Raw genomic sequence first — 25,172 nt, forward strand, 5'->3', positions numbered from 1 at the left:
CCTCAACGCGAGAGCGCGGCAGCAAACCGCGCCCATTCCGTCTCGTTACCCGGCAAGCCCAGCCGCAGCCATCCCGGCCTTTGCCCAAATACACGCGACCAGATCTGGCTGCGTGCGAGTCGCTCCTGCGCGGCGCGCGCATCGCCGGTTTCATAGAGCCGGAACAGCGGCGTGCCGCCAACCAGTTGCCAGCCCTGCGATTTCACTTCGGCGTCCAGCCGGAGACAGTCGTGTGCCAGACGCCTCGAGGTCGCCTTTGCCCAATCGCGATCGAGCAAAGCGCGCCGTCCGATCGCAATCGCTGCACCCGAAATCGGCCATGGACCCGCCATCGCCGCCAGCGCCGCGACATCAGCCTCGCTGCCGAGCGCGAAACCGAGCCGCAGTCCCGCAAGCCCGTAAAACTTTCCGAACGAGCGCAGGATCAACAGCCCCGGCCGTCCCGCCTCCGGTGCCAGCGACAGGTCGGGGACCGCGTCGCCGAAGCTCTCGTCGATTAAGAGCCGACCGACACGCGGCAAAAGCGCGAGCAATTCGTTCGGATCATGGCGCCGACCGTCTGGATTGTTGGGATTGACGACCACGGCGAGATCCGCACCCGCCAGCCCTTCGAGATCAGAGACTTCGGCCACATCCCAGCCCGCGGCCGAAAGAATCGCTGCGTACTCGTTATAGGTCGGCGCGAGGATCCGCGCCCGGCCGCGAAATGAGAAGAGATGTGGCAGCAACTGAATGGCCGCCTGCGCGCCACCTATAGCTACGATCGGCGCCTTGGTGGTACAGGCTTGCTGCGCCGCCCGATGGAGCGATTCAATATCGGATTGTGAGGGCAAAGCGCTCCAGTGTCTCGGCGCTACCTCGCCCACAGGATATGGCTGCCGATTGATGCCCGTCGAAAGATCGATCCAGTCTTGCACCCGCCCGCCAAAGCGCTGCAGCGCAAGATCGAGATTTCCACCATGCTCAAGCATTTGCTGCTCCTTCATGCGAAGGCCAGGATCGCAAGCACTCCACCCAACAGTATCATGGCGCGGCGGTAGAGCTGCAGTCCCCGGCGGATGTCGGCGGCAAGCGGATCGCGCGCTCCCTCGTTCAGCCAGGGCTCGTTCGCGGTGCTTCCATGATAGATCCGGGGACCGCTGAGCCGCACGCCGAGCGCACCGGCCATGGCTGCTTCCGGCCAACCGGCATTGATCGAGCGGTGGCGGTTCGCATCACGCACCATGCAGGACATCGCATCCGAAGGCCGCCCGGCGACCAGCGTGAACAGACAACCGGTGAGACGCGCCGGAATGAAATTTGCGAGATCGTCGATGCGCGCGGCGGCCCAACCGAAAGATCCGTGCCGCTCGGTGCGATGGCCGATCATGGAATCGAGCGTATTGATCGCCTTGTAGCCGACGATACCCGGAAGCCCGAACAACGCCCCCCAGAACACCGGCGCGACGATGCCGTCGGAGGCGTTCTCGGCCATGCTCTCGATGGCCGCACGTGCAATTCCTGCCTCATCGAGAGCTGCGGGATCGCGTCCCACGATGTGCGCGACCGCTGCACGTGCGGCTGCGATATCACCGGATTGCAAGGGATGCGCAACGGCGGCGACATGATCATAGAGCGAACGCAGTGCGACCAAGGGCCAGGCCAGAATTCCCAGGAGGACGATGCGGCTCCATTCAAAGGCAAGCGCCGCCTGAACCGCCCATCCAATTCCGGCCGAAAGCCCAATCACGAAAAGCGCCACGGCTGCGCCAGCAATCCTCCGGATTCCGGGCGGGTCGATGGACCTGTTGAAGCTGATATCGAGGATGTTGACCAGCCTGCCGAGCCATGTGACGGGATGGCCCACGCGGGCGAACAATGCATCGGGCCAGCCCAACAGGGCGTCCACCGTCATCGCCAATGCCATCGCCCCCGCAAAGTCCACGCATCGTCTCCTGTCATGCCTGATCCTGATGCACAAGAATTCCGCACCAAGGCAAGCCCCACCTCGCCCGATTTCCGCCTTTGTCTTTATCGGAGATTGGTGATTACTGCAGGCCTGAGCGGAGGACGTCATGGCCATCATACTCATCACGGGCGGCGCCCGATCGGGCAAAAGCCGGCGCGCAGAAGCCCGCGCGCGCGCCTTTCCGGGGCAACCCGTGTATATCGCCACGGCAGAGGGGCTCGATGAGGAAATGGGCGAGCGAATCGCAAAGCATCGCGCGCGGCGAGGAAAGGACTGGATCGAGCGCGAGGTGCCGCTCGATCTCGTGCAGGCCCTGGTCGAAACCGATGGCGGTGGCGCAAGGCTGGTCGATTGCCTCACACTGTGGCTGTCGAACCTGCTCCACGCGGAACGCAACTGGTCGCATGAGGCTTCGCTGCTCGCTGACGCGCTTGCCCGCCAGCGCAGCCCGGTCATCATGGTCACGAACGAGGTCGGGTTCGGTATCGTGCCGGATAATGCGCTGGCGCGCGCATTTCGGGACGCGGCGGGTATCCTGAACCAGACGATTGCCTCCGTTGCGGACGAGGTCGAATTCGTCGTGGCAGGATTGCCGATGAAGCTGAAGTAATGCCGCGCTTGGCGCAATTGCGACGCGTCGTCGGGTGAGGCGAGCGAGTTGACGGTTCGAGGGCTGAAGACACATGCATCATTTCGAGCTTCTCAGGGGCATCGTCACTGACCTGAGAATCGCCATTTCGCTCTCCACGCTTCTGCCTCTCGGGCCGGCGACGCCGGTCAGCGATGGCGATGTTGCCCGCGCGAGCTGGGCGTTGCCAGTGGCAGGATTGCTGGTTGGCTTTGCCGGTGGGGCGGTCTACTGGATCGCACGCGAGGTGGGCTTGATGCCAAGCCCTGCAGCCATGCTGGCGCTGGCGGCCACGGTTCTCGTCACCGGCGCGATGCACGAGGACGGCCTTGCCGATACCGCCGACGGGCTCGGCGGCGGCCGGACGCGCGAGCGGAAGCTCGAGATCATGCGCGACAGCCGGATCGGTACTTACGGCGCGTGCGCGCTTGTCGCATCGCTCATCTTGCGATGGAGCGCGCTCGAAACGATCGCCGAGCCAATGTCGATCGCGGCGGCGCTTTCGGTTGCAAATGCGGCGGCGCGCGCCGGCATGCCCGCCTTCATGTGGCTGATTCCGCCGGCGCGATCGGATGGGCTTTCGGCCCGAGCCGGACGGCCGCCGGGGCGAAGCGCCGCCATTGCATTTGCTCTCGGGGGTCTTTGCCTCGTTTTCGGTTCCGGGCCGAGCAAGGCGATGATCGGAGTGATTTTGCTCTCACTGGCCGGGTTGATACTGGCGTGGCTTGCCACGAGGCAGGTCGGCGGACAGACAGGTGATATATTGGGTGCGTTCGAACAGATTGGCGAGATCGTGGTTTTGCTGATGACAGCCGCCCTCCTCCACACGGAACCAGGACCCTGATGGCCGCTTTCGATGAAGCCTTTCGCCGGCAACTGCGCGAGCTCTTCGTGTGGCGCCGCGACGTGCGGCGCTTTCGTCCCGATCCTCTGCCGAGCGGCGCCATGGAGCGGCTGATTGAGATCGCCTGCCTTTCCCCGTCGGTCGGCCTGAGCCAGCCTTGGCGGTTTGTGATCGTCGAAGACAACGCAAGGCGCAGTGCCGTGGTCGAGGATTTCAGGGCCTGCAACGCCGATGCGTTGTATTCTTATTCAGGCGAGCGCGCGGCGCGATACGCGAGCCTCAAGCTCGCCGGTCTCGAAGAGGCCCCGGGTCACTTGGCCGTGTTCGCGGACAAGACGAACGATATGGGACATCGCCTCGGGCGTGCAACCATGCCGGATACGGTCGAATACTCCGTCGCCGCCGCCATCTGCTGCATGTGGCTCGCCGCACGTGCAGACGGCATCGGATTTGGCTGGGTGTCGATCCTTAACCCGGTTCGCATCCACGAGGTTCTTGAAGTGCCGGAGTCCTGGAAGTTCATCGGCTATCTCTGCGTCGGCTATCCCCAGAAAGAGTTTGATCGACCCGAACTTGAGCGCGCCAACTGGGAATATCGGCGATCGGCGAAGGAATTTACCACTCGACGCTAGCGCCCAGAATTTCAAGTTTCCACCCGGAGCCTTCGTCGCGTGTCAACATCGTGTAGGTCAACCAACCAGGATGCTGGTCGCGATGCATCATGATGCGAACGACCAGGGGATTGGCCGAAGGGCAACGTTAGATTCCTCTCGGCCAGATATTGGCCCCACACTGGTTTGTCTGGCACTGCAGACCCGGGCCGCGATGTTTTTCCAGAGAGAGAGAGAGAGAGAGAGAGAGAGAGAGAGAGAGAGAATTTCCAGTCCAGACGTCTGTGTTCGCTCGCAATACCCCGTGCCTAGCTAAGAAGCGAGAAACTCGTTTCGGGTTGAGGCCCCGGATCGGCGCGACCGATGCGGCGCCTGTTGCTGGCTGCAGTCGAAATCGGTGGGCCTCGCGCTTAAAGCTAAGCGCTAACCGACATCGATCGCCCCGCAATGATGGGTAGAGCGCGTGAGAAGCCACCCGCAGCCATCTACAGAGTACGCTCGCACGACGATCAATCAGTGCGCTCGCAATTCGACGGGAAAGAATAATACCCGGTCGCCAGTTCAGCTGTACGAGGCCACAACGATTTGAATCAACGCACTTAGTGGTAAATGCCATGCCTGTCCTTAGGACAAAACGCTTTTCTGTTGGCCCAGTATTGTTGCGAAGTAATAGGCCGGTGACAGACATCAACTAATCCGATGGGCCGTTCTGATTTAGCGATGGACTGGTGCGAGGACGCGGCGCCAACCCCTGAATTCATGGGTGTGAGTGAGATCAAATGCAAGATCTGCAAGCTGGCGCTCGTACTCGCCATAGTAAAAAATGCCCGGCCCCCTTTCGGCGGCCGGGCGGAAGTCAGTCTGGGAGGAGCGACGCTGCTACACATCGCACCAGCTTCCGTCGGCAGAGGGAGGGTGCCGGCGGTTCATTTACGGCGAGGGCATTCGCCGTTAACTTTTCACGGGGGGGCCGATATCCGTTCCAAACGAAATCTGGTTTCGCTTCCTTCTCTATTCAGGGAATTCGGCCCAACGCTGCGGGGGAAGGTCGGCAACGGCGTCAGTTCTTCCCTCACGTAATCTTAGGACGGTCGCAAGATCATGCTTCTGAGATGGACCCCACGGAAAAGAGGCTGTCCGTCAATGCTTCACCCACCGACTGATCGTCATCCGCGACGGAAATGACGCCGAGTGTGTGCGGCCATTTGCACCAGACTATGCGCTTTTTCTATGCAGCATTCCGTAAAATTGGTGAAATCGATTGTTTTGATGGGATGCATCTATACTGTTGATACATAAAGACATGCGTTCAGCGGCCTTGATCTAAATCGCGTCGTTCGCGCCGGACGCTCTGATGACCCAGCGTAAGCTCTGGCCTCATAGCAATCTATTCTATCAAGACCTCGGGGTGGCCGACTTTTTTGCGCGGCCTCGGCCCTTTTCCCACCTGCAAGGCCCGCTGCGGGCTTGCGCTGCTTTTACGGATCAGCCAGGGCACGCCGCGGAAATCTCACAATTGCGCGTTTAGGGCTTCAATCGCGAAAGACCACTGAGGGGGCGCGTTGGCCGACGGCTGGTGCGAAGGTATCATCGAGGCTTGCACGGACACGGCTCGCAAACTGCGAGGCACCGGGCTCATCATGGTGCATGATTGTTTGATGGCCGACAAAGTCTCACTCGGCAACGTGGTAATTGCGACACTATTCTCAATCCAAGAATATCGCGCGGCCGTGCCCCGGGCCGACTAGACGCACATCATCGACAGCCTTCGAGCGGCACGTCATTTGCAAAGATGATGTTGGGCGTGGACACGGACGTTCACCCGTGCCGATGCCCGCAACCTCCAGGTTGCAGCCCGACGCACCTCTTGCTTCCCCCTGCAAAGTGCGTCGGGCTTTTCGGTCGTCAAGTTTCCACGCATCTGCCTATCCTCCGCGTGAATGCAAATTGGAACGCCGATGAACTATACGTGCGCATTTTCGGAGACGCCGAACGCCATGTCGGCGCCAATCATCGGATGCGTGGCGATGTTCTCGGCGACCAGCGGCATTGCGGTCGCCGAGATTTAGTCCACTTCCTTCTGCACAGACGCAGGTAACGTTCACGGTGAGCAGGAAGCGCTTGCGCCAGAGCGCAGCGACGCTGAAAAGTGCAGTTCCCTACTCGCTGAAAAGAGTGATCACCTTCAATAGTTCTTGCGGTAGCGCGTCCAATCCGATTAGAAGGGCACGCTGCTCCGTATCCGGATTTTCGTATCCGGGATGCAGCAGACAACCTGTCGGGGAGCCAACGAAAAACATTCCAAAATTGATAGTTTCCCGGCGATTTAGAGCACTACCAACCACAACCTTGACGATCAAGCCCATTGGCTTGGAATCGCTGATCTCGCCGGTCACGCTCCCAGTGAAGCTGATGGAAGCCACTCGATCCAGCTTGCGACTGCGCGCTGCAATATATGTTAAGCAATTGTGATGCTCACCCGGGATTTCGATCTGAAATGAGAATTTCTCGATAGCCGTATTGCCGTCGTTCCGCACCCTAATGATTACGCGGGTCAGCGACCGAAGTGTGCGTCCGTCCAATCCAACTCCTGGTCTTACTGCGTCATAAAATTCGATGGCTACTTTGACTTGAGATTGCTCTGATGCAACAAGGACATCGAGATAGGGGCCGAGAAGTATGTCGGAGTGACCGCCCGCGTAAACCTTCGCAGGAACGTCTTGTGCGCTCCGCAAATTGAGGCTGCATCATATTCATGTCGAGCAGCAATGTTGCCTCCACCTTGCCTGTCTGCATCGCCTTTAGTGACCCCTCATCCGAGCAGTGCTATCTCGTCTTACGACGTGGGAGCGCCGGCTTGTCGTCTTTAGGCAAGGTATCCAGGGTGTCGTCGCTCCTTTGGAAGGCTGAACAAAGAATTCAGATAAATGAACACCTAGCGATTCGGCGATCCGGTCAAGAAGATCAATTGTCGGGTTCTTTGATTGCCGCTCAAGACCACCCACATAGGAGCGGTCAATCCCGGTATCGCGAGCCAATTTCTCTTGCGGAATACCGCGATCTACGCGGATCCGGCGTACATTGCAGGCCACGAGCACACGAGCTTTCATGCGCCAAAGCGTGCCATTTGGCATGGCCTTCAAACCACTGGCTATATCCATACTATTGCAGCAAATTCATGCGGGATGCAGATGCGACGCATAAGCTTACATGGAATAGACGGCATTCAACAAGATGATCCGGATGTCGCGCGAATGAGCTGGTGCTGACCACCTAAAAAGAGCCGCATCTGGTGACGTATTGGCGGCCTCGTGATGCTGACGATGACGAGAAGTGGTTTGAGGACAACCGGGGCCATCCACCGCCACCCCATGGAGAGTATGGTCGGCATCGTCGAAGTGTCACTCCCTACCGTTCAATCCTCTGGCTAGTTCGATCATAGGGCGCTCGCATCCGTGTCAGGCAGATTACGAACCTGCCAGCCGCAACCGGCGATTCGGAAGTCGAGACTCGCTGACGAAATTGGGGCGTTTCTGCTCAAGCATTGCATCCCTCGGGCGGCGACCGCCTTGTTTAGTTTGAGTGGCGGCCCGAGGATTTGACCTTGTATGGTCCGGCCGTGCATTGCGAGAAGATTCATCGAATTGGCGACAGCGGTCTTGCATCAACGTATTCGGCCTCTGATTGGATCGTTTGTGCTCCGGGCCACCTTGGATATCAGCGCGCGTGCGTTCTGATTAGTCTACAGGCCTCGAACGGGCCACTAAGGTGTCGTCCGTGAAGAGTGGCTAAGCGACTGAGCCAGAATCGCATTTGTCTTTGTGGACTGTTTTGGGATTGCAGGGTTTTGATGCTTCGGGCGTCGGAGCCTTGCGATTTCGTTTTCAGATATGCCGAGCCTAACTCTCGGCATATCTCTGGTTGGCCCTGCGCATAATTCAGAGCCCTGCTCGAACTCCCAACAACGGAGATTGAGCATGCCCACATTTCGACGCTCTAAACTCAGGACCGAAGATCCAGACAATGTTCTCTGGCCCATCATGGGCCTCTACACCGACTACCTTGTGCGCAGTCGCTACAAAGCTGACTTTCGCCGTCAATATGCCGCTTGCGCTCTTCACTTCGGCGACTGGCTGCGCAGTGAAGGCGCTGAAGCAGGTGACATAGACGAGGCACGGATAGATCGCTTCCTCACCGGTCACCTGCCTAATTAGCGCTGAGAACCGGATTCGCAGCAATGTCGAGGCTCTCCCGCATTGCCCACTTGAGCATTGAGGATAGGGCTGTACGGGCAGCGGGCTGCTGAGACCGCTCCATGAGCTGATGCGAGGTCAGCGATACGAGCCGAGATATGGCGGCGGGTGATCTGGAAAACTGAGACGGGATGCAGGGGTCTCCAACTGGCCAACAAGTAGCGTTCTATTTCCGAATTGGTCGGGGCTTCAGCCTTTGTTTAGCGTTCCGGAGATATTGATCCGCGATTGCCGGAGTGGGTCGGCCGCCTGCAGGCGCGCCTTGGCTTTCTCGTCGACCGGGTCTTTGCCATTGGCAACCAGGCCCAAAAGCCGCTTGGCCTCCTTGCGTGCAAGCTCTGGTGTCCAAGGGGCGCCGTGAGGACCGATGGTGACGAAGCGCTGCCGACCGAACACTCGGTACTTGAGAACGTATGTCGCTTTTGTCGCGTTGACGTTTACGGCGGGAAACGGCACGCCTTGATCATCCGCATGGGGCAATACCGGATACGGTTGATGACGAAGACCAAAGGCATGTCTAAAGTCTGGACGTATACGCGTCGTATGATGCTGTTGGGCAGTAGCTTCTTGGGTAGCGCGTTGTTCGGGGGCGTTACGCTGCCTACACCCAATCGGCCGCAGCGCAAGGTTGCCATGGTGTTGAAGGCGGCCGACTCTTCCTTCGTCGTTGGGTGCACACAAGACGGCATTACCTCGTTGCGTTATCGTAACGATACGTATGACACGGATTATGTCCTGCCTGGAGCCGTGCTGGGGACGGCTCACGCTAGAGTTCGGCGTGCCGGATCCGAGTGGCATACGCTTCGAACCGGCGTTGATGCAACGAAGCCGATGCATAGCGCGGCCCTTGAACTAGCAGCCCGCGATGCCGGCGTCCTTCTCACGACCCGCCTCGCAGTCGACGAGGCTGGATTGACGTGGGAGATCATGCTGCGGAACGACGGCATGGCGAGCGTGGAGGTTGGCGACCTCTATTTGCCCATGCCGATGAACACCGAATTTTCGGCAGGGCAACCGGTGTCGATGGCTGTTTTGAAGCACAGCTTCGTCTCGGGGCATGGATCGCACATCTTCTGGATTCGCGGCAACAGCACCGGTCCCTTCCTCTTGCTCTTACCGGAAGCGGACACGTCACTGGAATATTGGGATGTCCACAAGGATTCGGCCGAAGCCAGTGGGACGTGGTGCGCCTACATCTTGGGCGGGGCGGCCGCCGGCGAGGCAGTGGCGGGCGGGACTCGCTGGCGACAGCCGACCCATTCCCTGTCCCTGTCGCCGGCCGAGGAACGGCGTTACCGTCTCCGCTTCCAGTGGGTTGCCGATTATGAGGCGGCGCGCAGGGCTATCGCGGACGCCGGTCTGGTGGACGTGGAGGTAATGCCGGGCATGACGGTTCCCAACGACCTGCATGTCGACATCGCGCTCGCGTCCTCCATTCCGGTGGAGCGAATCGAAGCGGAATTTACCGGCGACACGGTGGCGCAACGGTTGCCGGATCGGGCTGGCAGGCGACTATGGCGGGTCCGGTTTTCGCGATTGGGCGAGAACCGGCTGACCCTGCACCAGCCGGGTGCGCGCCAGACCTTTCTTGAATTCTTCGCTACCGAACCCGTCGAGACGATGATGAAGAAGCGCGCAGCCTTCATCGTGAAGCGGCAGCATCGTGACCCGTCCAAATGGTACGACGGTTTGTTCGGCGAGTGGAACATGGAGACGCACGTCCTGCTTGGCCCGGACAATTACGACCGGATCAAGGGCTGGCGCATCTACGAGGTGACGTGCGACGATCCCGGGCTGAGCAAGCCCGCTTACCTCGCGACCAAGAATGCCGAGCATCCTGATGCGGCGGAAGTGGCGGCGCTGGACCGGTATATCGATACGTTCGTCTGGGGCGGGCTGCAACGTACCACACAGGAGGCATACGCCTACGGCCTCTACGGCATACCCGATTGGAAGCAGAACCGGGAAAGCAGCGATCCCGGCCCAAAGGGCCGCCTGCATATCTGGCGGCCTTATGACTATCCGCACATCTTCGCGATGTATTTGGCCATGCACCGCATCGCGCGTGACCACCCCGCGATACCCACCCGCCAGAGCGCACGAGATTATTTGGTACGCGCCTACGGTACGGCGCTGGCCATGTTCACGGTGCCGATGCGCGTGGTGATGTGGTCTGCCTACCGCACCGGCTTCTACAACGAATGTGTGATCCCCGAACTGGTTTCGGCGCTCACGACGGCGGGCTTGATGCGCGAGGCGGCGACGCTGGAGGCGCACTGGGCGCGTAAGGTGCGCGCCTTCGTCGATCCGAAGGCGGACCTGTTCGGGTCGGAATATCCGTTCGATTCCACAGGCTTCGAATCAACGCAGGCACTGGCGCGCTCGGCCCTTGACGACCCTGTCGCCATGGGGGTTTCGAAGGCGGCAGCCCGTGCCTTCGCGGAGCGTCAGATCGCTGCAAACCTGTTCTGCCGTGGCTGGCTGGAACCTGCTTATTACTACCTGGGCAGCGATTATCGCGGGAGTGCGGGCGACGCCTATACGCTGACCTACATGGCGCAGATGGGCGGCTGGGCGCTGCTTGATCATGCGCTGAACGATGCAGACGACCCGCATCCGCTCCTTCGTCTGGGCTATGCGTCACAACTCAGCGCGTGGGCCTTGCTGAACAGCGGCCCTGCGTCGGCCGGTCATGGCTATTGGTATCCGGGCGAGGAGAATGACGGCGCGGCCGGTGGCGGCTTCGAGCCGGCGCCGAGCGGGACCACATGGCTCGGTCAGCCGCATCACCGTGGAACCTGGTATTACTCGTGCGAGATCGACCTGGGATTTTGTGGGGCGGTCCGCGCTGCTGCGACGATCGTTGCCGACGATCCCATCTTTGGGCAGGTTTGTCACGGTGGCATCGTGGAGACGTTCGCTCACACCCTGCGTATCTGGCCACGTGATGGCGTGCGGCGACGGCTCAACGTGCGGCTCCAGTCTCTCCGATTGGACCTGGTGCTGCTTGACGCCCGATTCCGGGCGGATGGACCGATCATTCTGAATTTGGGGGAGGGGTGGATCAGCCTTACGCCTGAGCCCTTTGCCCCATCTGCATCGGGAGTGACGTTCGAATTGCGGTACGATGACGGGAGGAAGCGCAAGGAAGTCGTCGACATCACGGACAGCCAGATCGTCGTCCGCTTGCCTGCGGCGCGCTTACCGCGGGTTCAGGTTCGCTAGTGTTGCCGATTATCGGGTGCGATCGGCACTTATGGCCTGCTGTTCCACGCGGCTTCCGAGGCCCAGCACTGACCGCAGCGGGCCGAGCGCGGCAATCCTGCCGTCCGCCAGCGACGCGACACGGTCGCAGACCGCATGGAGGTTCTTGAGGTCGTGGGTAACCATGAAGACGATGAAGCTCAGCGTCCGCTGCAGCCTCACCATATCGAGCTTCGCATTGGCGATCTCATCGAACGAGGACGGCGACAGATGTGCCACCTCACGATCGAAAGCGGAATCGCCGTTTCAGAGTGAAAGGCGTCGGCGCCTTTGGTGTTGCCGGCACAGGTGACGGCCACGGATTGAAGTGTCCGCGCAACTACGGCGCCGATGCCCCGGATGCTGCCCGTATCCAACACAATGCGTGCCATGCCATTCCATCTCCTGCCTTCGTGACCTGCGTCTTTGCCAAATAACGCAAGGAAGGCCGGCGGCTTTGATGTGGGTCAACAATGGGGATCGCGCTGCCATATTGAATCCGTCCATGAGAGTTTTCGTATTCACTACGGAGAAGTCTATGTACAGGAGCATTCTGGCGTTGCTTCCAACGGAATGGCCGGTGCGTCCAGCCGTCGACGGGCCTCGATCTCATTGACTATCGCTTGCAAAGCCGAGCTCGAAGGCCGCGGCCGTGGGTTATGAGACCACCATCGTCCCTGAGGGCAGCGCTGCTTTGTTCTCGAAATCGACCGGCACCAGGCGCTCGAACGCGCGGAAACTGTGCTTGCAGTTTTTGAGGTGAAGGCCAAAAAGGCAGGCATCCGCTACCGGTGCCGGGCCCTCACTGCACCCTGGGGCGAAGCGGCTATTCTTGTCGGAGCTGCCGCCAGGCTTCACGACATAATCGTCGTGCAGCAACCCGGATTGTAGGCGGCAGTTTCGATAATGTCCTAGCGCAAGAAATGTTGTTGCAGGCTGGCGGGCCCGTGCTGTTCATTCCGTACACCTTCCGGGGCGCCTTCGCAGCGAAGCGGATCGGGATCTGGGATGGCAGCCGCCTTGCAGCTCGCGCGGTGCACGATACCATGCCACTCTTGGAGGCGGCCGACGCACTGATCATCATCACCGTCAACGAGCCCGAAAACGTACCCTCACCAACACATTTCGCGCGAACCTAGCAAAGGCCGGCTTGCCAGCCCGGCTGTTCCCGTTGGACACCGATCGCTCGCAGATCCAATCAGGCATTCTTTCCCTGGCCGCCGACGAATCGCTCGATCTGTTTGTCATGGGCGGCTGCGGGCATTCCGCGCCTGAAGGAAACCGTGCTCGGCGGTGTCACGCGAGCGATGCTTCAGTCCATGACCGTGCCGCGCTGATGTCCCACTCACCTTCTACTACTGGTTGCCTCCCATACCGGAGAGGATCTCATGATACATCCATCATGGACGCCGCCAATATCATGCTGCGCTGTCACATCAGAGGCCTGCGGTGATGAATGAGGACGGCACGCTTAGCGATCATAACGAATTGACTTTGCAGGTCGGGTGCAGTGGAAGTCCGCCGCAAGCGGGGCCCGAAGGGCGCTCCGCTAATGCGGCGCAAAGTCCAGTCGGCGCCAAGGCCGTTATGTGGCTAGGAATGGGGGAACTCGAATATGCGATTGGATTTGGCTGACATCTACGGGCAAGACAAGCTCCCACGGTACACCAGCTATCCAACAGCCCCGCACTTCTCTTCTGCAATCGGCGAGAAGGTGTATCGGCATTGGCTCAGATCGGTTTCGGCCCACCGACCCGTCTCGCTCTATTTTCACATACCTTTCTGTCGCTCAATGTGCTGGTGCTGCGGATGGCATACATCGGTGGCCGAGCACGAGGAGCCGATCGCCGCGTTCGTCGCAGCTTTGCGTCGGGAGGCGCAACTAGTCGCGGACACGATAGAGAAAAGCCTGCCGGTCGCGCATCTGCACTTCGGCGGGGGCACTCCGACCATCATGGCTCCGCAACTGCTCGTCGATCTCGCTGACGCCTTGCGTTATATCTTTTTCGTGCTTCCGGATGCCGAGATTGTCGTTGAGGTCGATCCGCGAACTCTGACCAACGACCTGACGCAGGCTTTAGAATACTGCGGGGTCACCCGCGCGAGCCTCGGAGTTCAGAGCTTCGACCCAAGAGTGCAGCGCACAATAAATCGATTGCAAAGCTTCGAGCAGACGGCAGCTGCAGTCGAAAGGCTTCGCCGGGCAGGTGTGCGGGGGATCAACTTCGACTTTCTCTATGGTCTCCCTTTTCAGACGGTAAGCTCTTGTCTAGACAGCAAAGTCAAGTGCGTCGAATTGCGCACCGACCGGCTTTCGGTGTTCGGCTACGCGCACGTCCCCTCATTCAAGAAGCATCAGCGCAAGATCGCGGAGGAGAGCTTACCTGACAGTGTCGTGCGCCACGTTCAGTCCGAGACCATCGCAGAGGCCCTTCGGGGTATGTGCGCATCGGGTTGGTTCCCAGACGATGCGCTCGCGACGGCGCAGCGCGATGGCCGATTGCGGCGCAATTTCCAGGGCTACACCGATGACGGCGCTGACACACTCATCGGCCTCGGGGCGAGCGCGATCGGTAGGATGCCACACGGCTTTGTTCAGAACGTGGTGGCCATCCGCGACTACCTGAACCGCATCGCGGAGGGCCGGCTAGCCACGGTGAAGGGTTATGCTTTCACCGAGGATGATCTTTTCCGCGCTGATATCATCGAGCGGATCATGTGCGATTTGACCGTTGACCTGGAGCAGATACCCCGCATCCATCGTCGGGATCCACGGACAGCAGTCGTCGATCGCGCCCGCATCGACCGGCTGTCGCGACAATGTCTCAAGGTCGGCTAACCGTCAGCGAAGGATCGGAATTCCTGGTGCGTAGCGTCGCCTCAGCGTTTGATGCTCACCTTTCGCGGTCAACAGGCGTGCACAGCCGCGCGGTTTAAAGACCGAGAGGCCCTTAGACCATTTGTAGCTTGTCAGCAGCAGCTCGGGCCACGAACGAGATCCATCGGAACTGGCTTTGGCTTCGTCCGCAGCGCATCGATCGTGTAGCTGTTGGCGCAGTATTCATGAAGGTGCTGCGCCGTTGTTTCCGCCTCTATCTCGCGGTTGCATCGGGTCTTTTCGGCGCACAGTGCACACACCAGCGTCATGTCGCGCAGCACGCCCGGCTCCTTGCGCGCAATGGCCGTCTCGTCGATGCCGAGCGCCTTGAGTAGTCCCGACAGCTCATCAGCGCCGCGCCGCCTACGGTAAGTGAGGGTTTCGAGCTCGGTCGGTGAGACGCGAAGGTCGCGCGCGATGCAATCGAGCTCGGCGGCTCCAAGGGCGCGGAGATCGGCGGTATCACGGAGCCGGCCGAGCCACTCCGAAAACCTGCCCATGAGCCTACCTCCGATCGATTCCTTTCTTATAGCCGATGCCATAGTACCCTCCCGGTACGGTTTGAGCACGTCAAGTATGCGGGGCGAAATAGCCGACCGTATTGCGTCAGATCAAAATTGGAAGCATCCCGGGACGCGCAACGACGAGACGTTACGGTCGCGATTCCGACATCAGCTCGACGCAGCGCGGAGCCTGCGTTTCGTCGTCGTCAGAAATCGCGCGCCAGGCGGCTCCCTCGAGATCATCATATTGGCCGTTCTTGAGGGACCACAGAAATCCGAGCAGCCCGAACAGGCCGAGCAAGAGCGCCAGCGGCACCAGGAACACGATCACCTCCATCACAGATTCTCCTGCGGGAGAGGTCGCGCACGCAGCGCATTCAGCATCACCAGGATCGAGGAGCCCGACATCGCGGCGGCCGCGATCAGAGGCGTCACGAAGCCCAGAATGGCGATTGGCACGGCGAGGCAATTGTAGCCGACCGCGAGATAGAGGTTCTGCCGCATCAGGCGCAATGCTTTCCGCGAATGGTCTACCGCGGCAATCACCGGCGCGAGGCGGTTGCCGAGGAAGACGAGATCGGCCGTCGCCTGGCTCAAATGCGCCGCCGAGATCGGCGACATCGAGACATGCGCCGCGGCCAGCGACGGCGCATCGTTGAGCCCATCGCCGACCATCATGACTTTAAAACCCTGCCGCTTCAGTTCCCCGATCCGAGCGATCTTGTCGGCGGGCGTGACGCCGGCGCGCCATTCGGGGATTTGAAGCATCTCAGCCGCGGCGCGCACCGCCGGCTCGCGGTCACCGGAAACAATTTCTACCGCCACGCCACGCTTCTGCAGCGCCGCGATGACCGCGCGCGCGTCCGGCCGCAGGCTCTGGCAGACCGCGAACACATAACGTTTTTCACCACGCGCGAAGGCAACGACGGAAACCTCGGGATCGCGGCTCAGGACTTCGTTCGCGAGATTATCGGCCTTGCAGAAAGTTGGACTTCCAAGCCTCACCTCTTCACCTTTAAGAATGCCGCGAACGCCCTGCCCCGGCTGTTCCGTGATCCCGGGCAGCGGCGATTTCGCGCCGGCCGCGCGCGCCAGCGCAGAGGCGACGGGGTGATGGCTCGCCAGCGCAAGCCGGCCCGCAAGCTCCAACACATCGGCGGGCACGGCCGCCGAGTTCACCACATCGAGCTCAGGTAACGTCAGCGTTCCCGTCTTGTCGAAGATGATACGGTCGATCTCGGCGACGCGCTCGATGGCATCACCCGAATTGAGCAGCACGCCAGCGCGGAACATCGCGCCCGACGCCACTGTCTGCACCGTCGGGATCGCAAGCCCCAGCGCACAGGGACAGGTGATGATCAGAACGGCGATCGCGGTGATAATGGCGTCATGGACGCTGGCGCCGGCGATCAACCAGCCGATCATGGTCAGGAAGGCCGTCGCGTGCACCACCGGTGCGTAGAGGCGCGAGGCACGGTCGGCAAGTTGCACATAGCGCGAGCGGCCCTGCACGGCGTGATCAAGCAGCCGCTGGATGTCCGCAAGCAGCGTGCCTTCGGAGGCGGCGGAAACGCGCATGCGCAAGGAGCCGGAGATGTTGAGCGAGCCGGCGTAGACCGCACTGCCCGGCTTGACCGCCGCATGCGACGTCTCCCCCGTGATCAGGCTCTGGTCGATCTCCGACCTGCCGTCGATGACCGTGCCATCGATCGCCGAACGTTCGCCGGGCCGCAGCAGAACGATGTCGCCGGCCTTGACCGCTGCGGCCGGCACCACGGAGATCTCGTCTGGACCGACGAACTTGGTCGCCGTCTCGGCCTTCAGAGCGGCGAGATTGCCGGCCACCGCGCGGGTTCGCCGCTGCATGTTCTGTTCGAGATAGCGCCCGATCAGGAGGAAGGTGAGCAGCATGATCGCCGCGTCGAAATAGGCGTGCTCGGCATGGCCGATGGTCTCGACGATCGAGGTCGCGAGCGCCAGGATGACGCCGATGCTGATCGGCACATCCATGTTGACGTTGCCGCTGCGCAGCGCGTTGAAGGCGGAGCGGAAGAAGGGCTGGCCGGCATAGGCCGCGGCCGGCAGCGCGATCAGCGCCGATATCCAATGGAAGAAATCGCGCTGCTCTGGTAGCATGTCGCTGACATTACCGGACCACACCGGGATCGACAGCATCATGACGTTCGTGGTCGCGAACGCCGCAACGCCCAGGCAGCGCAGCAGGAAGCGGGAGTTCTCGGCCTCTGCCGCTTCAGCGGTGACAGCCTCGAACGGATAGGCCTTGTAGCCGAGCTCGACCAGGCAATCGATGAAGCGCGCCGGATCGAGCGCGCCCTCCTTCCACTCCAGCGCGACACGGCGGTCGGTCAGATTGACGCGCGCCAGCGTCACGTCCGGGATGGCTGAAAGGCCACGCTCTATCTTTGAGATGCAGCCGGCGCAGCTGATGCCTTCGACCGCGAGATCGATATGCGCCAGTCCGAAGCCGAGATGCTTAACATAATGCGAAAAGTCCCGTGTCGCCCGCATGACGCGTTCCCCTAGTTCAGTACCACGCGGTTCCTAGACACGAACAGACGCCGGCCGTCGGCTTCGCTTTCCAGCACCAGATTCCATTGCCCAGGTCCAACGGCGCGGCCGCTGCCCCGATAAATGCCGCCCGTCACCTCCGACAGCGCGATCACCCGGTCCGCCCGCCGGTCGGTCGGCCGCTCCAGGCGACCGGTGAATTTCAGTCCGGTCAGCGCCTTTCCGCTCCCGTCGCGTGCCTTGACTTCCAGCGCCGTGTCGCCGTCCGCACTGCGCGCAAGATGCGCGTCCACCTTCCAGCTGCGTGCACCTTGCTCGCGTGCGGCGGCGATCTCCTTCTCATAGGCAAGGCTCGCCGCATAGGCGCTATCGACCTCGGTGCCGGGCAGCGTCATGGAAGCAAGCCTTATCATGGTGAGGTTGACGCCGATGACGACGCCAAAGAACGCAAGCAGCATGAAAAGCACCTTGCGGCCGGTGAGCGGCTTTGGCGATGCACTGGTTCTGTTCACGACAGCTCCACTTGTTCTCATGGCAAGACGAAATTGTCGATCGCGGAAGCGATCTCGCCGAGACCGATATCGGTGATCCGGAACTTAGTCGGGATCGATTTTTCGGTATTCTTCTCCGACGGAGCAGTCACCAGCACACGCAATTCTGTGGTGCCGTCGCGCCCGAGCACGACCATTGGCCGGTCGGGCGTGATCGAATCGTCGCCCACGACGTGGAGAACGGCATCCTGCGGACCATCGACGTCGATCGTCACCACGCGGTCAAAACCGCGCTTGTTGAGCAAACGGACCGTGTAGGCGTTGCGGATCGAGCCGTCGCTAAGCTTCACCGCGACAGGGTTGCGATCGTGCAGCACGTTGATGTCGAGCAGCGAACGGGTGAGCAGCGCATACAACATGACCCCACCGACGAGTGCGATCAGCGCGGTGTAGATGATCGTGCGCGGCCGCACGATGCGGTAGATCGGCGGCTTGCCGGCCATCCGGCGCTGGATGTTAATGTCATTGTCGTAGCCGATCAGCCGAGTCGGCCCGCCGATCTTCTTCATCACGTTGTCGCATGCGTCGATGCACAGGCCGCACTGGATGCAATCGATCTGCGGGCCATTGCGGATATCGATGCCGGTCGGGCAGGCCGCCACGCATTGATAGCAATCGACGCAGTCGCCGGCAGGCAGGCCGAGCGCCCGCAGCTCGTTCGCCTTCTTTACCGACATGCGCTTTTCGCCGCGGTCGTAGCGATAGGTGACGTTCAGCGCCCATTCGTCGGTCAGCGCCGCCTGGATACGCGGCCAGGGGCACATGTAGACGCAGACCTGCTCGCGCATGAAGCCGGCGAGCAGATAGGTCGTGGCGGTGAGGATCGCGATCCAGATATAGGCGATCGCCGGCGCCTGGAAGGTGACGAGCTCCTTCACCAGCGTCGGCGCGTCGGTGAAATAGAGCACCCAGGCGCCGCCCGTCCACCAGGCGATCAAGAGCCAGATCGAATGCTTGAGCACGATTTCGGAGACGCGCCCGAGTTTTAGGGGATCGGCGGAAGCCGCCTTCCTCATGCGCTCGCGCCGGTCGCCCTCGATCAGGCGCTCGACCGCATAGAACAGGTCGGTCCAGACCGTTTGCGGGCACAGATAGCCGCACCAGATGCGGCCGCCGACCGAATTCATCAGGAATAGTGTGAGCGCGGCGATGATCAGGAGGCCGGTGAAGTAATAGACCTCCTGCGGCCACAGCTCGATGAAAAAGAAATAGAAGCGACTGTTCGGCAGATCGATCAGCACCGCCTGATCTGGGGCGCCAAGGCCGCGATTCCAGCGCACGAAGGGCAGCAAGTAGTAGACGTCCAGGCAGAACGCCATCAGGCCCCATTTGATCCGACGGAAGGTGCCGAAAACACTCTGCGGGTAGACGTTCTTGCGGGCCGCGTAAAGCGGCCCAACATCTTCGACTTGGTCGGGGTCTGTTTGGATGATTTTGTTCATGGGCCCGCGCTCTCTTAGTCTCCTCCCTCTCTGCCGGGTTGATCCAGCGCAAACCCAACGCCGCTTCCCTTTGCTCCGCTACTTGCCGCCGCCGAGCGTGTGGACGTAGACCGCCAGCGCCTTGATGGTGGACGGATCAAGCCGGCCCACCCACGCCGGCATCACGCCGGCCCGACCATTCGTGATGGTCTCACTCAGGGTCGCCTCGTCCGATCCGTAGAGCCAGATCTTGTCAGTGAGATTGGGCGCGCCGAGCTCCTGGTTGCCCTTGCCCGCCTCACCATGGCAGCTCGTGCAATTCTCGGCGAAAATTTTTGCGCCGGCGGCGACATCGTAACCCTGACGCGTCGACAAGCCCGAGAGCGAGCGCACATAGTTGGCGACCGTGCCAATCTCGTCCCGCTTCAAGATGCCATCCTTGCCGAAGGCGAGCATCGCGCCCTCATGGGTCTTGGTGTGACCCGAGCGCGCGCCGAGTGGATGGTCTGCACGATCTGGTCGAGCGAGCCGCCCCACAACCAGTCGTCGTCGTTCAGGTTGGGATAGCCTTTTGCGCCGGCGCCGCCCGAGCCGTGGCACGGCGCGCAGTTGTCGCCGAACGCGGCCTTGCCGCGGGCGCGCGCCAGCGTCAGCAGCGCCGGATCCTTTTCGATATCGGCGAGCGAAGCCGCACCCAGCGCAATCATCTTGTCGCCGCGGATCTTTTCCAGAATTGCAAGCTCGACGCCGACCGCGGCGCGCGTCGAATAGTTGAGCGCGCCCCTGGTGTAGCTCCACAGAAGCGGCCAGGCCGGGTACACGACCCAATAACCGATCGCCCACAGGATGGAGGCGTAGAAGGTGATCAGCCACCAGCGCGGCAGCGGTGTATTGAGTTCCTTGATGCCGTCCCACTCGTGACCGGTGGTGGTCTTGCCGGAAACCCCGTCAAGTTCGCTTTCCGCCATGACCTCTCAGTCCTCCCGCAACGGCATCCGAGATGCCTGGTCGAAAACCGCCTGGTTCCGCGGCCAAAGCGCGTAGATCACGATCGCAATGAACAGGCCTACGAAGATCGGCGTCCACACACTGGTGACGAGGTCCGACGCGATGTTGTGAACGATCAAGATTGCTTTCATCGTCCTGCCTCTCAGCGAAGATTGGCTTTTTCGTTGTAGAGCTTGAAGTCGACCAGCGTGCCGAGCATCTGCAAATAGGCGACCAGCGCATCCATCTCGGTCGGCGCACCGGCCTTGCTGTCGAAATTGCGGATCACAGCTTTTGGATACCGTTTCCCGAACGCGTCGGTGCCGACATTGTCCGGATCGGCCTGCGCCTTCAGGTCGGCGACCGCGTTCTTGATTTGCTCGTCCGAATAGGGCACCCCAACGATGCGGCTGGCCTTCAGGTTGTCGGCGACAACAGCGGTGTCGACCTCGGTCTGGGCGAGGAACGGATAGCCCGGCATCACCGACTGCGGCACAATCGCGCGCGGATTGGTCAGGTGAGTGACGTGCCACTCATCTGAATACTTTGCGCCGACCCGCGCGAGATCCGGCCCAGTGCGCTTCGAGCCCCACTGGAATGGATGGTCGTACATGCTCTCGGCAGCGAGCGAGAAGTGGCCATAGCGCTCAATCTCATCGCGGAGCGGCCGGACCATCTGCGAGTGGCAGAGATAGCAGCCCTCGCGGACATAGATATTGCGGCCTGCCAGTTCGAGCGGTGTGTAGGGCCTGACGCCATCGACCACCTCGATCGTGCTTTTCAGGTAGAACAGCGGCGTGATCTCGACCAGGCCGCCGATCGCAATCACAACCAGAATGCCCGCGATCAGGATGATGGAATTCTTCTCGAAGATTTGATGGCGGGTCCAGAAGGACATCCGATCGCTCCTTATTCCGCCGCCTGCAACGCGAGCTCTGTGCCGACGTCCGCCTCGCTTGCCCGCACCGTCATCCAGAGATTGTAGGCCATGATCAGCGCGCCGATCAGGAACAGCGCGCCGCCGGCGGCACGGATGACGTAGAACGGGTGCATCGCTTCCACCGTTTCGATGAAGGAATATTCGAGGAAGCCGAGCGAGGTGTAGGCGCGCCACATCAGGCCCTGCAGGATTCCGGAGACCCACATCGCCGAGATGTAGAGCACGATGCCGATGGTCGAGATCCAGAAGTGCCAGTTGACGAGCTTCAGGCTGTACAGTTCCTTGCGGCCCCACAGCCAGGGCACCAGGCAATACAGCGCACCAAAGGAGACGAAGCCGACCCACCCCAACGCACCGGAGTGAACGTGGCCGATGGTCCAGTCCGTATAGTGACTCAGCGAGTTCACCACCTTGATCGACATCATCGGACCTTCAAAGGTGGACATGCCGTAGAAGGCCACGGAAACCACCAGCATGCGCAGCACCGGATCGGTGCGCAGCTTGTCCCAGGCACCCGACAGCGTCATCAGGCCGTTGATCATGCCGCCCCAGGATGGCATCCAGAGCATCACAGAAAAAGTCATGCCGAGCGTCTGCGTCCAGTCCGGTAGCGCCGTGTAGTGCAGATGGTGTGGGCCGGCCCAGATGTAGAGAAAAATCAGCGACCAAAAGTGGATGATCGAGAGCCGATAGGAATAGACCGGGCGCTCCGCGCGCTTCGGGATGAAGTAGTACATGATGGCGAGGAAGCCGGCGGTCAGGAAGAAGCCGACCGCGTTGTGGCCGTACCACCACTGGAACATCGCATCCTGCACACCGGCCCAGGCGATGTAGGATTTCGAGCCGAGCAGTGACACCGGCAGCGCCGGGTTGTTGCCGAGATGCAGCACGGCGATGGTGACGATGAAGGCGAGATAGAACCAGTTGGCGACGAAGATGTGCGGCTCCTTGCGCTTCACCAGCGTCATCACGAACACGACGAGATATACGACCCAGACGATCGTCAGCCACAGATCGGCGTACCATTCGGGCTCGGCATATTCCTTGGATTGCGTCACGCCAAGTAGATAGCCGGTGCCTGCGATCACAATGAAGAAGTTGTAGCCGAGCACGACGAACCAAGGCGCGAGATCGCCCACGAGCCGCGTCCGGCAGGTCCGCTGCACCACATAGAACGAGGTCGCGATCAGCACGTTGCCGCCGAAGGCGAAGATCACCGCCGAGGTGTGCAGCGGCCGGAGCCGGCCAAAACTGGTCCAGGGCAGATCGAGATTGAGCAAGGGCCATGCGAGCTGGGATGCGATCAAGAGCCCGACGGCGAAGCCGGCGATGCCCCAGAACATCGCCATGAAGGAGGCAAACTTGATCGGACCGAGATTATAGTTCGGCTTCCCGCTGATCTCCTCCGGCGGCAGCGACGCGGGGCGGTCGAGATACCGATTCATGATGGCGAAGGAGGCGACGCCGCTCGCCACTGCAGCGAGCGAAGCATGAAACGCGAACGGCGCGTCCAGCGCCTTGGCGGCTGCGAACGCGCAGACGAAGGCTGCCATCGCGAAGAATAGCATCAGCCCGGCTTCGCCGTGGGTCATCCATTTCGTGGATTGAGTTTGCTGCATGTGTGATTCTCTTTGCATGGGCGCCTGCCCCGTCAGCCCGGGTCTCGCTGTGTTGTCCTTGATTGAGATCAACCCGATCAGCTACCCCCACGACCGGCGGGCGTTTTGCACCCGCTCCGGCGTCTGCCTGAAGGAATCAGAATGGACGACGCTTGCGCGCTCCCGGTTTTGCCTGATGCGACCTTGGTGATTGGACACTGGCCCAAGCAAGAGCAGCGGCGAAAATCACGAAGACCGAAATGACGGCTGCGGAAACCAAGAGCGCATCGGCGGGCATGTCGACCTCCATTGAAGCTGAGTCGAATATATCGCCGTTTCAACAGAGGCGTCTTTGACCTTGATCAAACTAAGACAAAAGAACCTAACGCGACGCGCTTCAACTTATGCCCGCAGACAAGGCTTCGGCGCGCGGGGTATCCAACAGGACGACGCCACTCGCCAAGGTTTGGATCACACCATCACGTTCGAGCTTCGAGAAGGTACGGCTCACCGTCTCGATGGTGAGCCCCAGATGATCCGCGATGTCCAGCCTTTTCATCGGCAGCGGCATAATTTCTCCACCACGTCCAATTCCACTCAGTCGGTCGCGCCAGCCGATCAGGAAGCTCGCTATCTTCTCTTCGGCGGAGCGCCGTCCGAGCAAGACCATATGTTCCTGTGCCCGGGCCAGCTCGCGGCCCGCCAATTCGATCATGCGGCGCAGCAACTGCGGCCGGTTCTCGGCGAATGTCGCGAACGACTCCTTGGGGAACTGACACAGCGTGACCCGGCCGATCGCGTCAGCGGAGAATTCGTGCTGCGGCAAGCCGGGGAGCCCAAGGAAATCGCCTGGCAATGCAAAACCGACGATCTGCCGCCGGCTGTCCGGCAACAGCTTGTAGAGGCGCAGGGTACCCGCATGCACGCTGAAGAACGACGTTGCTATGTTTGCCTGTGCGAACACGGTGGCGCCTGATTCGAAACGAACATGCCGCGACAGCTGCGCCAATTCGCGCAATTTGGTCTTGTCGAGCGCTGCGCAGATGGCAAAGCCCCTCGCCGTGCAATCGTGACACGATTGACAATGCGTTCCTTCCCTCAAAACCGAAATCTTCACATGTCCCTCCGATTGCCGCCTGCAGTCGCCTCATGGGCGCGTTTCCCTGCGGGTCGATGCAGTGTAGCGTTTGTAGGGATGAGATGTTGTTGATGCAGATCAATCGCCGGAGACACCCTGAGGCTGCGTCGTTCCGCGCCCCGCGGAGGTCGTTGAGGGCACGAGCTCGAGCTTGCCAATGAGATCCACGGCACCTCGCTTGACGCGCTCCAGATCGAGGCGCCCCGCTATCGCAGGTCTCGGGCCTGCTGCACCATCCCGTGAACGGACGGTCAGCCTGCTCGTGCCGCTGGTCAGCATCATTATCAAGGTCTGACCAAGCCCGCAGCAAGCCAGCTCCCACTTAAGCTGCCTGTTGAACAGAGCAAGATCGCCACGAAGAAACCCTCCCTGAAGCCGATTCTTAACCCTCCCTCCCATCGCATTTTTCGCAAGATCCGGCTGGAGCCTGCGCAACAGCCGGGTCACCCACGAAGGCGGCGCGGGCACCGGCCATGTAATCGTTGCGCCGCTGGACGATGACTTCAGGATCGACGCCAAACTCTGGCGGGCCCGCCGCGAAGCGTGCCGCTTCGCAAAACTGCGGCCCTATAAGGAAAACGCCCTCGGCTATCTCGTTCGCCAAGGAGATGGCTGGGTGTTTACACTATGATTCCTCACTCCGCCGGCCCCACGAAGTCCGATTCATTTCAAGGACGAGCGTTCGCTCCCGGCGAATATGTCTCGATCGGCGGTCTGATCGGGTCGCCGCCCTGCGGGGTCCGCGAGGGAGCAAGGAAGGCGGAAGTGCTGTTCCACCTCACCAATCCGAATTTTGGAATATTGTGTTAGTTTGGACCTCGTCCGGATCAATCCAATCTCGGATTTCGTGTTGGAGTCACCAGCCGCGTGCGCGACTATCCTTTCGAGGCCATGCTACCGATGGTGCCCAGTCACCCTGGCGTTGTACTGGCTGATCGACCGCGCAGCACCTCTTGGGAGAAACGACCGATCAAGCATGCCTGGCGAGCACCCGATTCGTGCTCATCGAAGTGCGCGAATGTTTGGCTGCGTTGCTCGGAATCGACTGAACTCTGGCCCCCGGAGAGGGAAGGCCGCTATAGAACCCACACGAACCAATG

At 61.0% G+C, this 25,172-nt stretch carries 21 protein-coding genes and 3 pseudogenes; 7 read left to right on the forward strand and 17 right to left on the reverse strand.

The features are described 5' to 3' along the window. Positions 1-2 precede the first annotated feature (2 nt). Positions 3-971: a threonine-phosphate decarboxylase CobD gene (gene cobD / locus ACFXS9_RS04250; protein ID WP_392685404.1), complete on the reverse strand. Its 969-nt coding sequence runs from the start codon at positions 969-971 to the stop codon at positions 3-5. A gap of 11 nt (positions 972-982) precedes the next feature. Next, positions 983-1,924 carry an adenosylcobinamide-phosphate synthase CbiB gene (cbiB, locus tag ACFXS9_RS04255; RefSeq protein ID WP_392685406.1) on the reverse strand — a complete coding sequence of 314 codons (942 nt, stop codon included), beginning with the start codon at positions 1,922-1,924 and terminating at the stop codon, positions 983-985. Positions 1,925-2,054: 130 nt separating this feature from the next. Between cbiB and cobU the strand changes: the two genes are divergently transcribed. The 3 genes from cobU to bluB all read left to right on the forward strand — a co-directional run bounded on the left by cobU (position 2,055) and on the right by bluB (position 4,052). Then, a complete protein-coding gene (gene cobU, locus ACFXS9_RS04260; protein WP_392685408.1) occupies positions 2,055-2,558 on the forward strand; it encodes a bifunctional adenosylcobinamide kinase/adenosylcobinamide-phosphate guanylyltransferase in 504 nt (167 codons plus the stop codon). Positions 2,559-2,631: 73 nt separating this feature from the next. Next, complete coding sequence (gene cobS, locus ACFXS9_RS04265) at positions 2,632-3,420, forward strand: adenosylcobinamide-GDP ribazoletransferase (RefSeq protein WP_057846114.1); 789 nt, start codon at positions 2,632-2,634, stop codon at positions 3,418-3,420. Beyond that, complete coding sequence (gene bluB / locus ACFXS9_RS04270; RefSeq protein WP_057846115.1) at positions 3,420-4,052, forward strand: 5,6-dimethylbenzimidazole synthase; 633 nt, start codon at positions 3,420-3,422, stop codon at positions 4,050-4,052. Before cobS ends, bluB begins: the two co-directional genes overlap by 1 nt. A 2,138-nt stretch (positions 4,053-6,190) precedes the next feature. On the opposite strand, the gene ACFXS9_RS04275 is transcribed toward bluB, so the two are convergent. Both ACFXS9_RS04275 and ACFXS9_RS04280 read right to left on the reverse strand, forming a co-directional pair. After that, positions 6,191-6,613: a hypothetical protein gene (locus tag ACFXS9_RS04275; protein WP_392685413.1), complete on the reverse strand. Its 423-nt coding sequence runs from the start codon at positions 6,611-6,613 to the stop codon at positions 6,191-6,193. 244 nt (positions 6,614-6,857) lie between these two features. After that, positions 6,858-7,141: pseudogene (locus tag ACFXS9_RS04280) on the reverse strand (helix-turn-helix domain-containing protein). An 867-nt stretch (positions 7,142-8,008) separates the two neighbouring features. Between ACFXS9_RS04280 and ACFXS9_RS04285 the strand changes: the two are divergent. Further along, the gene (locus ACFXS9_RS04285) at positions 8,009-8,245 is read left to right on the forward strand and encodes a hypothetical protein (protein ID WP_392685414.1); all 237 of its coding nucleotides are present in this window, start codon (positions 8,009-8,011) and stop codon (positions 8,243-8,245) included. 228 nt (positions 8,246-8,473) lie between these two features. Here ACFXS9_RS04285 and ACFXS9_RS04290 read toward each other — a convergent pair whose 3' ends face one another. Beyond that, positions 8,474-8,740, reverse strand: a complete 267-nt coding sequence (locus ACFXS9_RS04290; protein WP_245309378.1) for an Arm DNA-binding domain-containing protein — start codon at positions 8,738-8,740, stop codon at positions 8,474-8,476. Between the two features lie 39 nt (positions 8,741-8,779). Here ACFXS9_RS04290 and ACFXS9_RS04295 point away from each other — a divergent pair, with 39 nt between their 5' ends. After that, entirely contained in the window at positions 8,780-11,509 is a 2,730-nt protein-coding gene (locus ACFXS9_RS04295; protein WP_392685417.1) for a DUF5695 domain-containing protein, read from the forward strand. Between the two features lie 9 nt (positions 11,510-11,518). On the opposite strand, the gene ACFXS9_RS04300 is transcribed toward ACFXS9_RS04295, so the two are convergent. Then, positions 11,519-11,767: a hypothetical protein gene (locus tag ACFXS9_RS04300; RefSeq protein ID WP_392685420.1), complete on the reverse strand. Its 249-nt coding sequence runs from the start codon at positions 11,765-11,767 to the stop codon at positions 11,519-11,521. Positions 11,768-12,184: 417 nt separating this feature from the next. After that, positions 12,185-12,406 carry a hypothetical protein gene (locus ACFXS9_RS04305; protein WP_063800169.1) on the reverse strand — a complete coding sequence of 74 codons (222 nt, stop codon included), beginning with the start codon at positions 12,404-12,406 and terminating at the stop codon, positions 12,185-12,187. Positions 12,407-12,450: 44 nt separating this feature from the next. On the opposite strand from ACFXS9_RS04305, the gene ACFXS9_RS04310 reads away from it, so the two are divergent. Beyond that, positions 12,451-12,666, forward strand: a complete 216-nt coding sequence (locus ACFXS9_RS04310) for a hypothetical protein (RefSeq protein ID WP_063800170.1) — start codon at positions 12,451-12,453, stop codon at positions 12,664-12,666. 476 nt (positions 12,667-13,142) lie between these two features. Beyond that, positions 13,143-14,464 (forward strand): annotated as a pseudogene (hemN, locus tag ACFXS9_RS04315) (oxygen-independent coproporphyrinogen III oxidase). Between the two features lie 33 nt (positions 14,465-14,497). Here hemN and ACFXS9_RS04320 read toward each other — a convergent pair. The 10 genes and pseudogenes from ACFXS9_RS04320 to ACFXS9_RS04365 form a co-directional block, all read right to left on the reverse strand. Beyond that, complete coding sequence (locus tag ACFXS9_RS04320) at positions 14,498-14,905, reverse strand: DUF6455 family protein (protein WP_392685423.1); 408 nt, start codon at positions 14,903-14,905, stop codon at positions 14,498-14,500. 151 nt (positions 14,906-15,056) lie between these two features. Further along, positions 15,057-15,245, reverse strand: coding sequence for a cbb3-type cytochrome oxidase assembly protein CcoS (ccoS, locus tag ACFXS9_RS04325; protein WP_057846733.1), 189 nt, complete (start codon positions 15,243-15,245; stop codon positions 15,057-15,059). Next, positions 15,245-17,437 (reverse strand): heavy metal translocating P-type ATPase, encoded by a 2,193-nt coding sequence (locus tag ACFXS9_RS04330; RefSeq protein ID WP_392685426.1) that lies wholly within the window; start codon positions 17,435-17,437, stop codon positions 15,245-15,247. The genes ccoS and ACFXS9_RS04330 overlap by 1 nt, the downstream gene beginning before the upstream one ends. Before the next feature lie 11 nt (positions 17,438-17,448). After that, the gene (locus ACFXS9_RS04335) at positions 17,449-17,970 is read right to left on the reverse strand and encodes a FixH family protein (RefSeq protein ID WP_392685429.1); all 522 of its coding nucleotides are present in this window, start codon (positions 17,968-17,970) and stop codon (positions 17,449-17,451) included. Continuing rightward, a complete protein-coding gene (ccoG, locus tag ACFXS9_RS04340) occupies positions 17,967-19,430 on the reverse strand; it encodes a cytochrome c oxidase accessory protein CcoG (protein WP_392685432.1) in 1,464 nt (487 codons plus the stop codon). The genes ACFXS9_RS04335 and ccoG overlap by 4 nt, the downstream gene beginning before the upstream one ends. A 78-nt stretch (positions 19,431-19,508) precedes the next feature. Beyond that, a pseudogene (ccoP, locus tag ACFXS9_RS04345) lies at positions 19,509-20,377 on the reverse strand (cytochrome-c oxidase, cbb3-type subunit III). A 6-nt stretch (positions 20,378-20,383) separates the two neighbouring features. Next, positions 20,384-20,548, reverse strand: a complete 165-nt coding sequence (locus tag ACFXS9_RS04350; protein ID WP_057846728.1) for a cbb3-type cytochrome c oxidase subunit 3 — start codon at positions 20,546-20,548, stop codon at positions 20,384-20,386. A gap of 11 nt (positions 20,549-20,559) precedes the next feature. Next, positions 20,560-21,294 carry a cytochrome-c oxidase, cbb3-type subunit II gene (gene ccoO / locus ACFXS9_RS04355; RefSeq protein WP_057846727.1) on the reverse strand — a complete coding sequence of 245 codons (735 nt, stop codon included), beginning with the start codon at positions 21,292-21,294 and terminating at the stop codon, positions 20,560-20,562. Between the two features lie 11 nt (positions 21,295-21,305). Next, positions 21,306-22,928 carry a cytochrome-c oxidase, cbb3-type subunit I gene (ccoN, locus tag ACFXS9_RS04360; protein WP_392687262.1) on the reverse strand — a complete coding sequence of 541 codons (1,623 nt, stop codon included), beginning with the start codon at positions 22,926-22,928 and terminating at the stop codon, positions 21,306-21,308. A 403-nt stretch (positions 22,929-23,331) separates the two neighbouring features. Then, positions 23,332-24,051, reverse strand: a complete 720-nt coding sequence (locus ACFXS9_RS04365; protein WP_392685435.1) for a cyclic nucleotide-binding domain-containing protein — start codon at positions 24,049-24,051, stop codon at positions 23,332-23,334. Between the last annotated feature and the right edge of the window lie 1,121 nt (positions 24,052-25,172).

The sequence above is a fragment of the Bradyrhizobium sp. RDI18 genome, from assembly GCF_043203335.1.
GTDB classification, from domain to species: Bacteria; Pseudomonadota; Alphaproteobacteria; order Rhizobiales; family Xanthobacteraceae; genus Bradyrhizobium; species Bradyrhizobium retamae.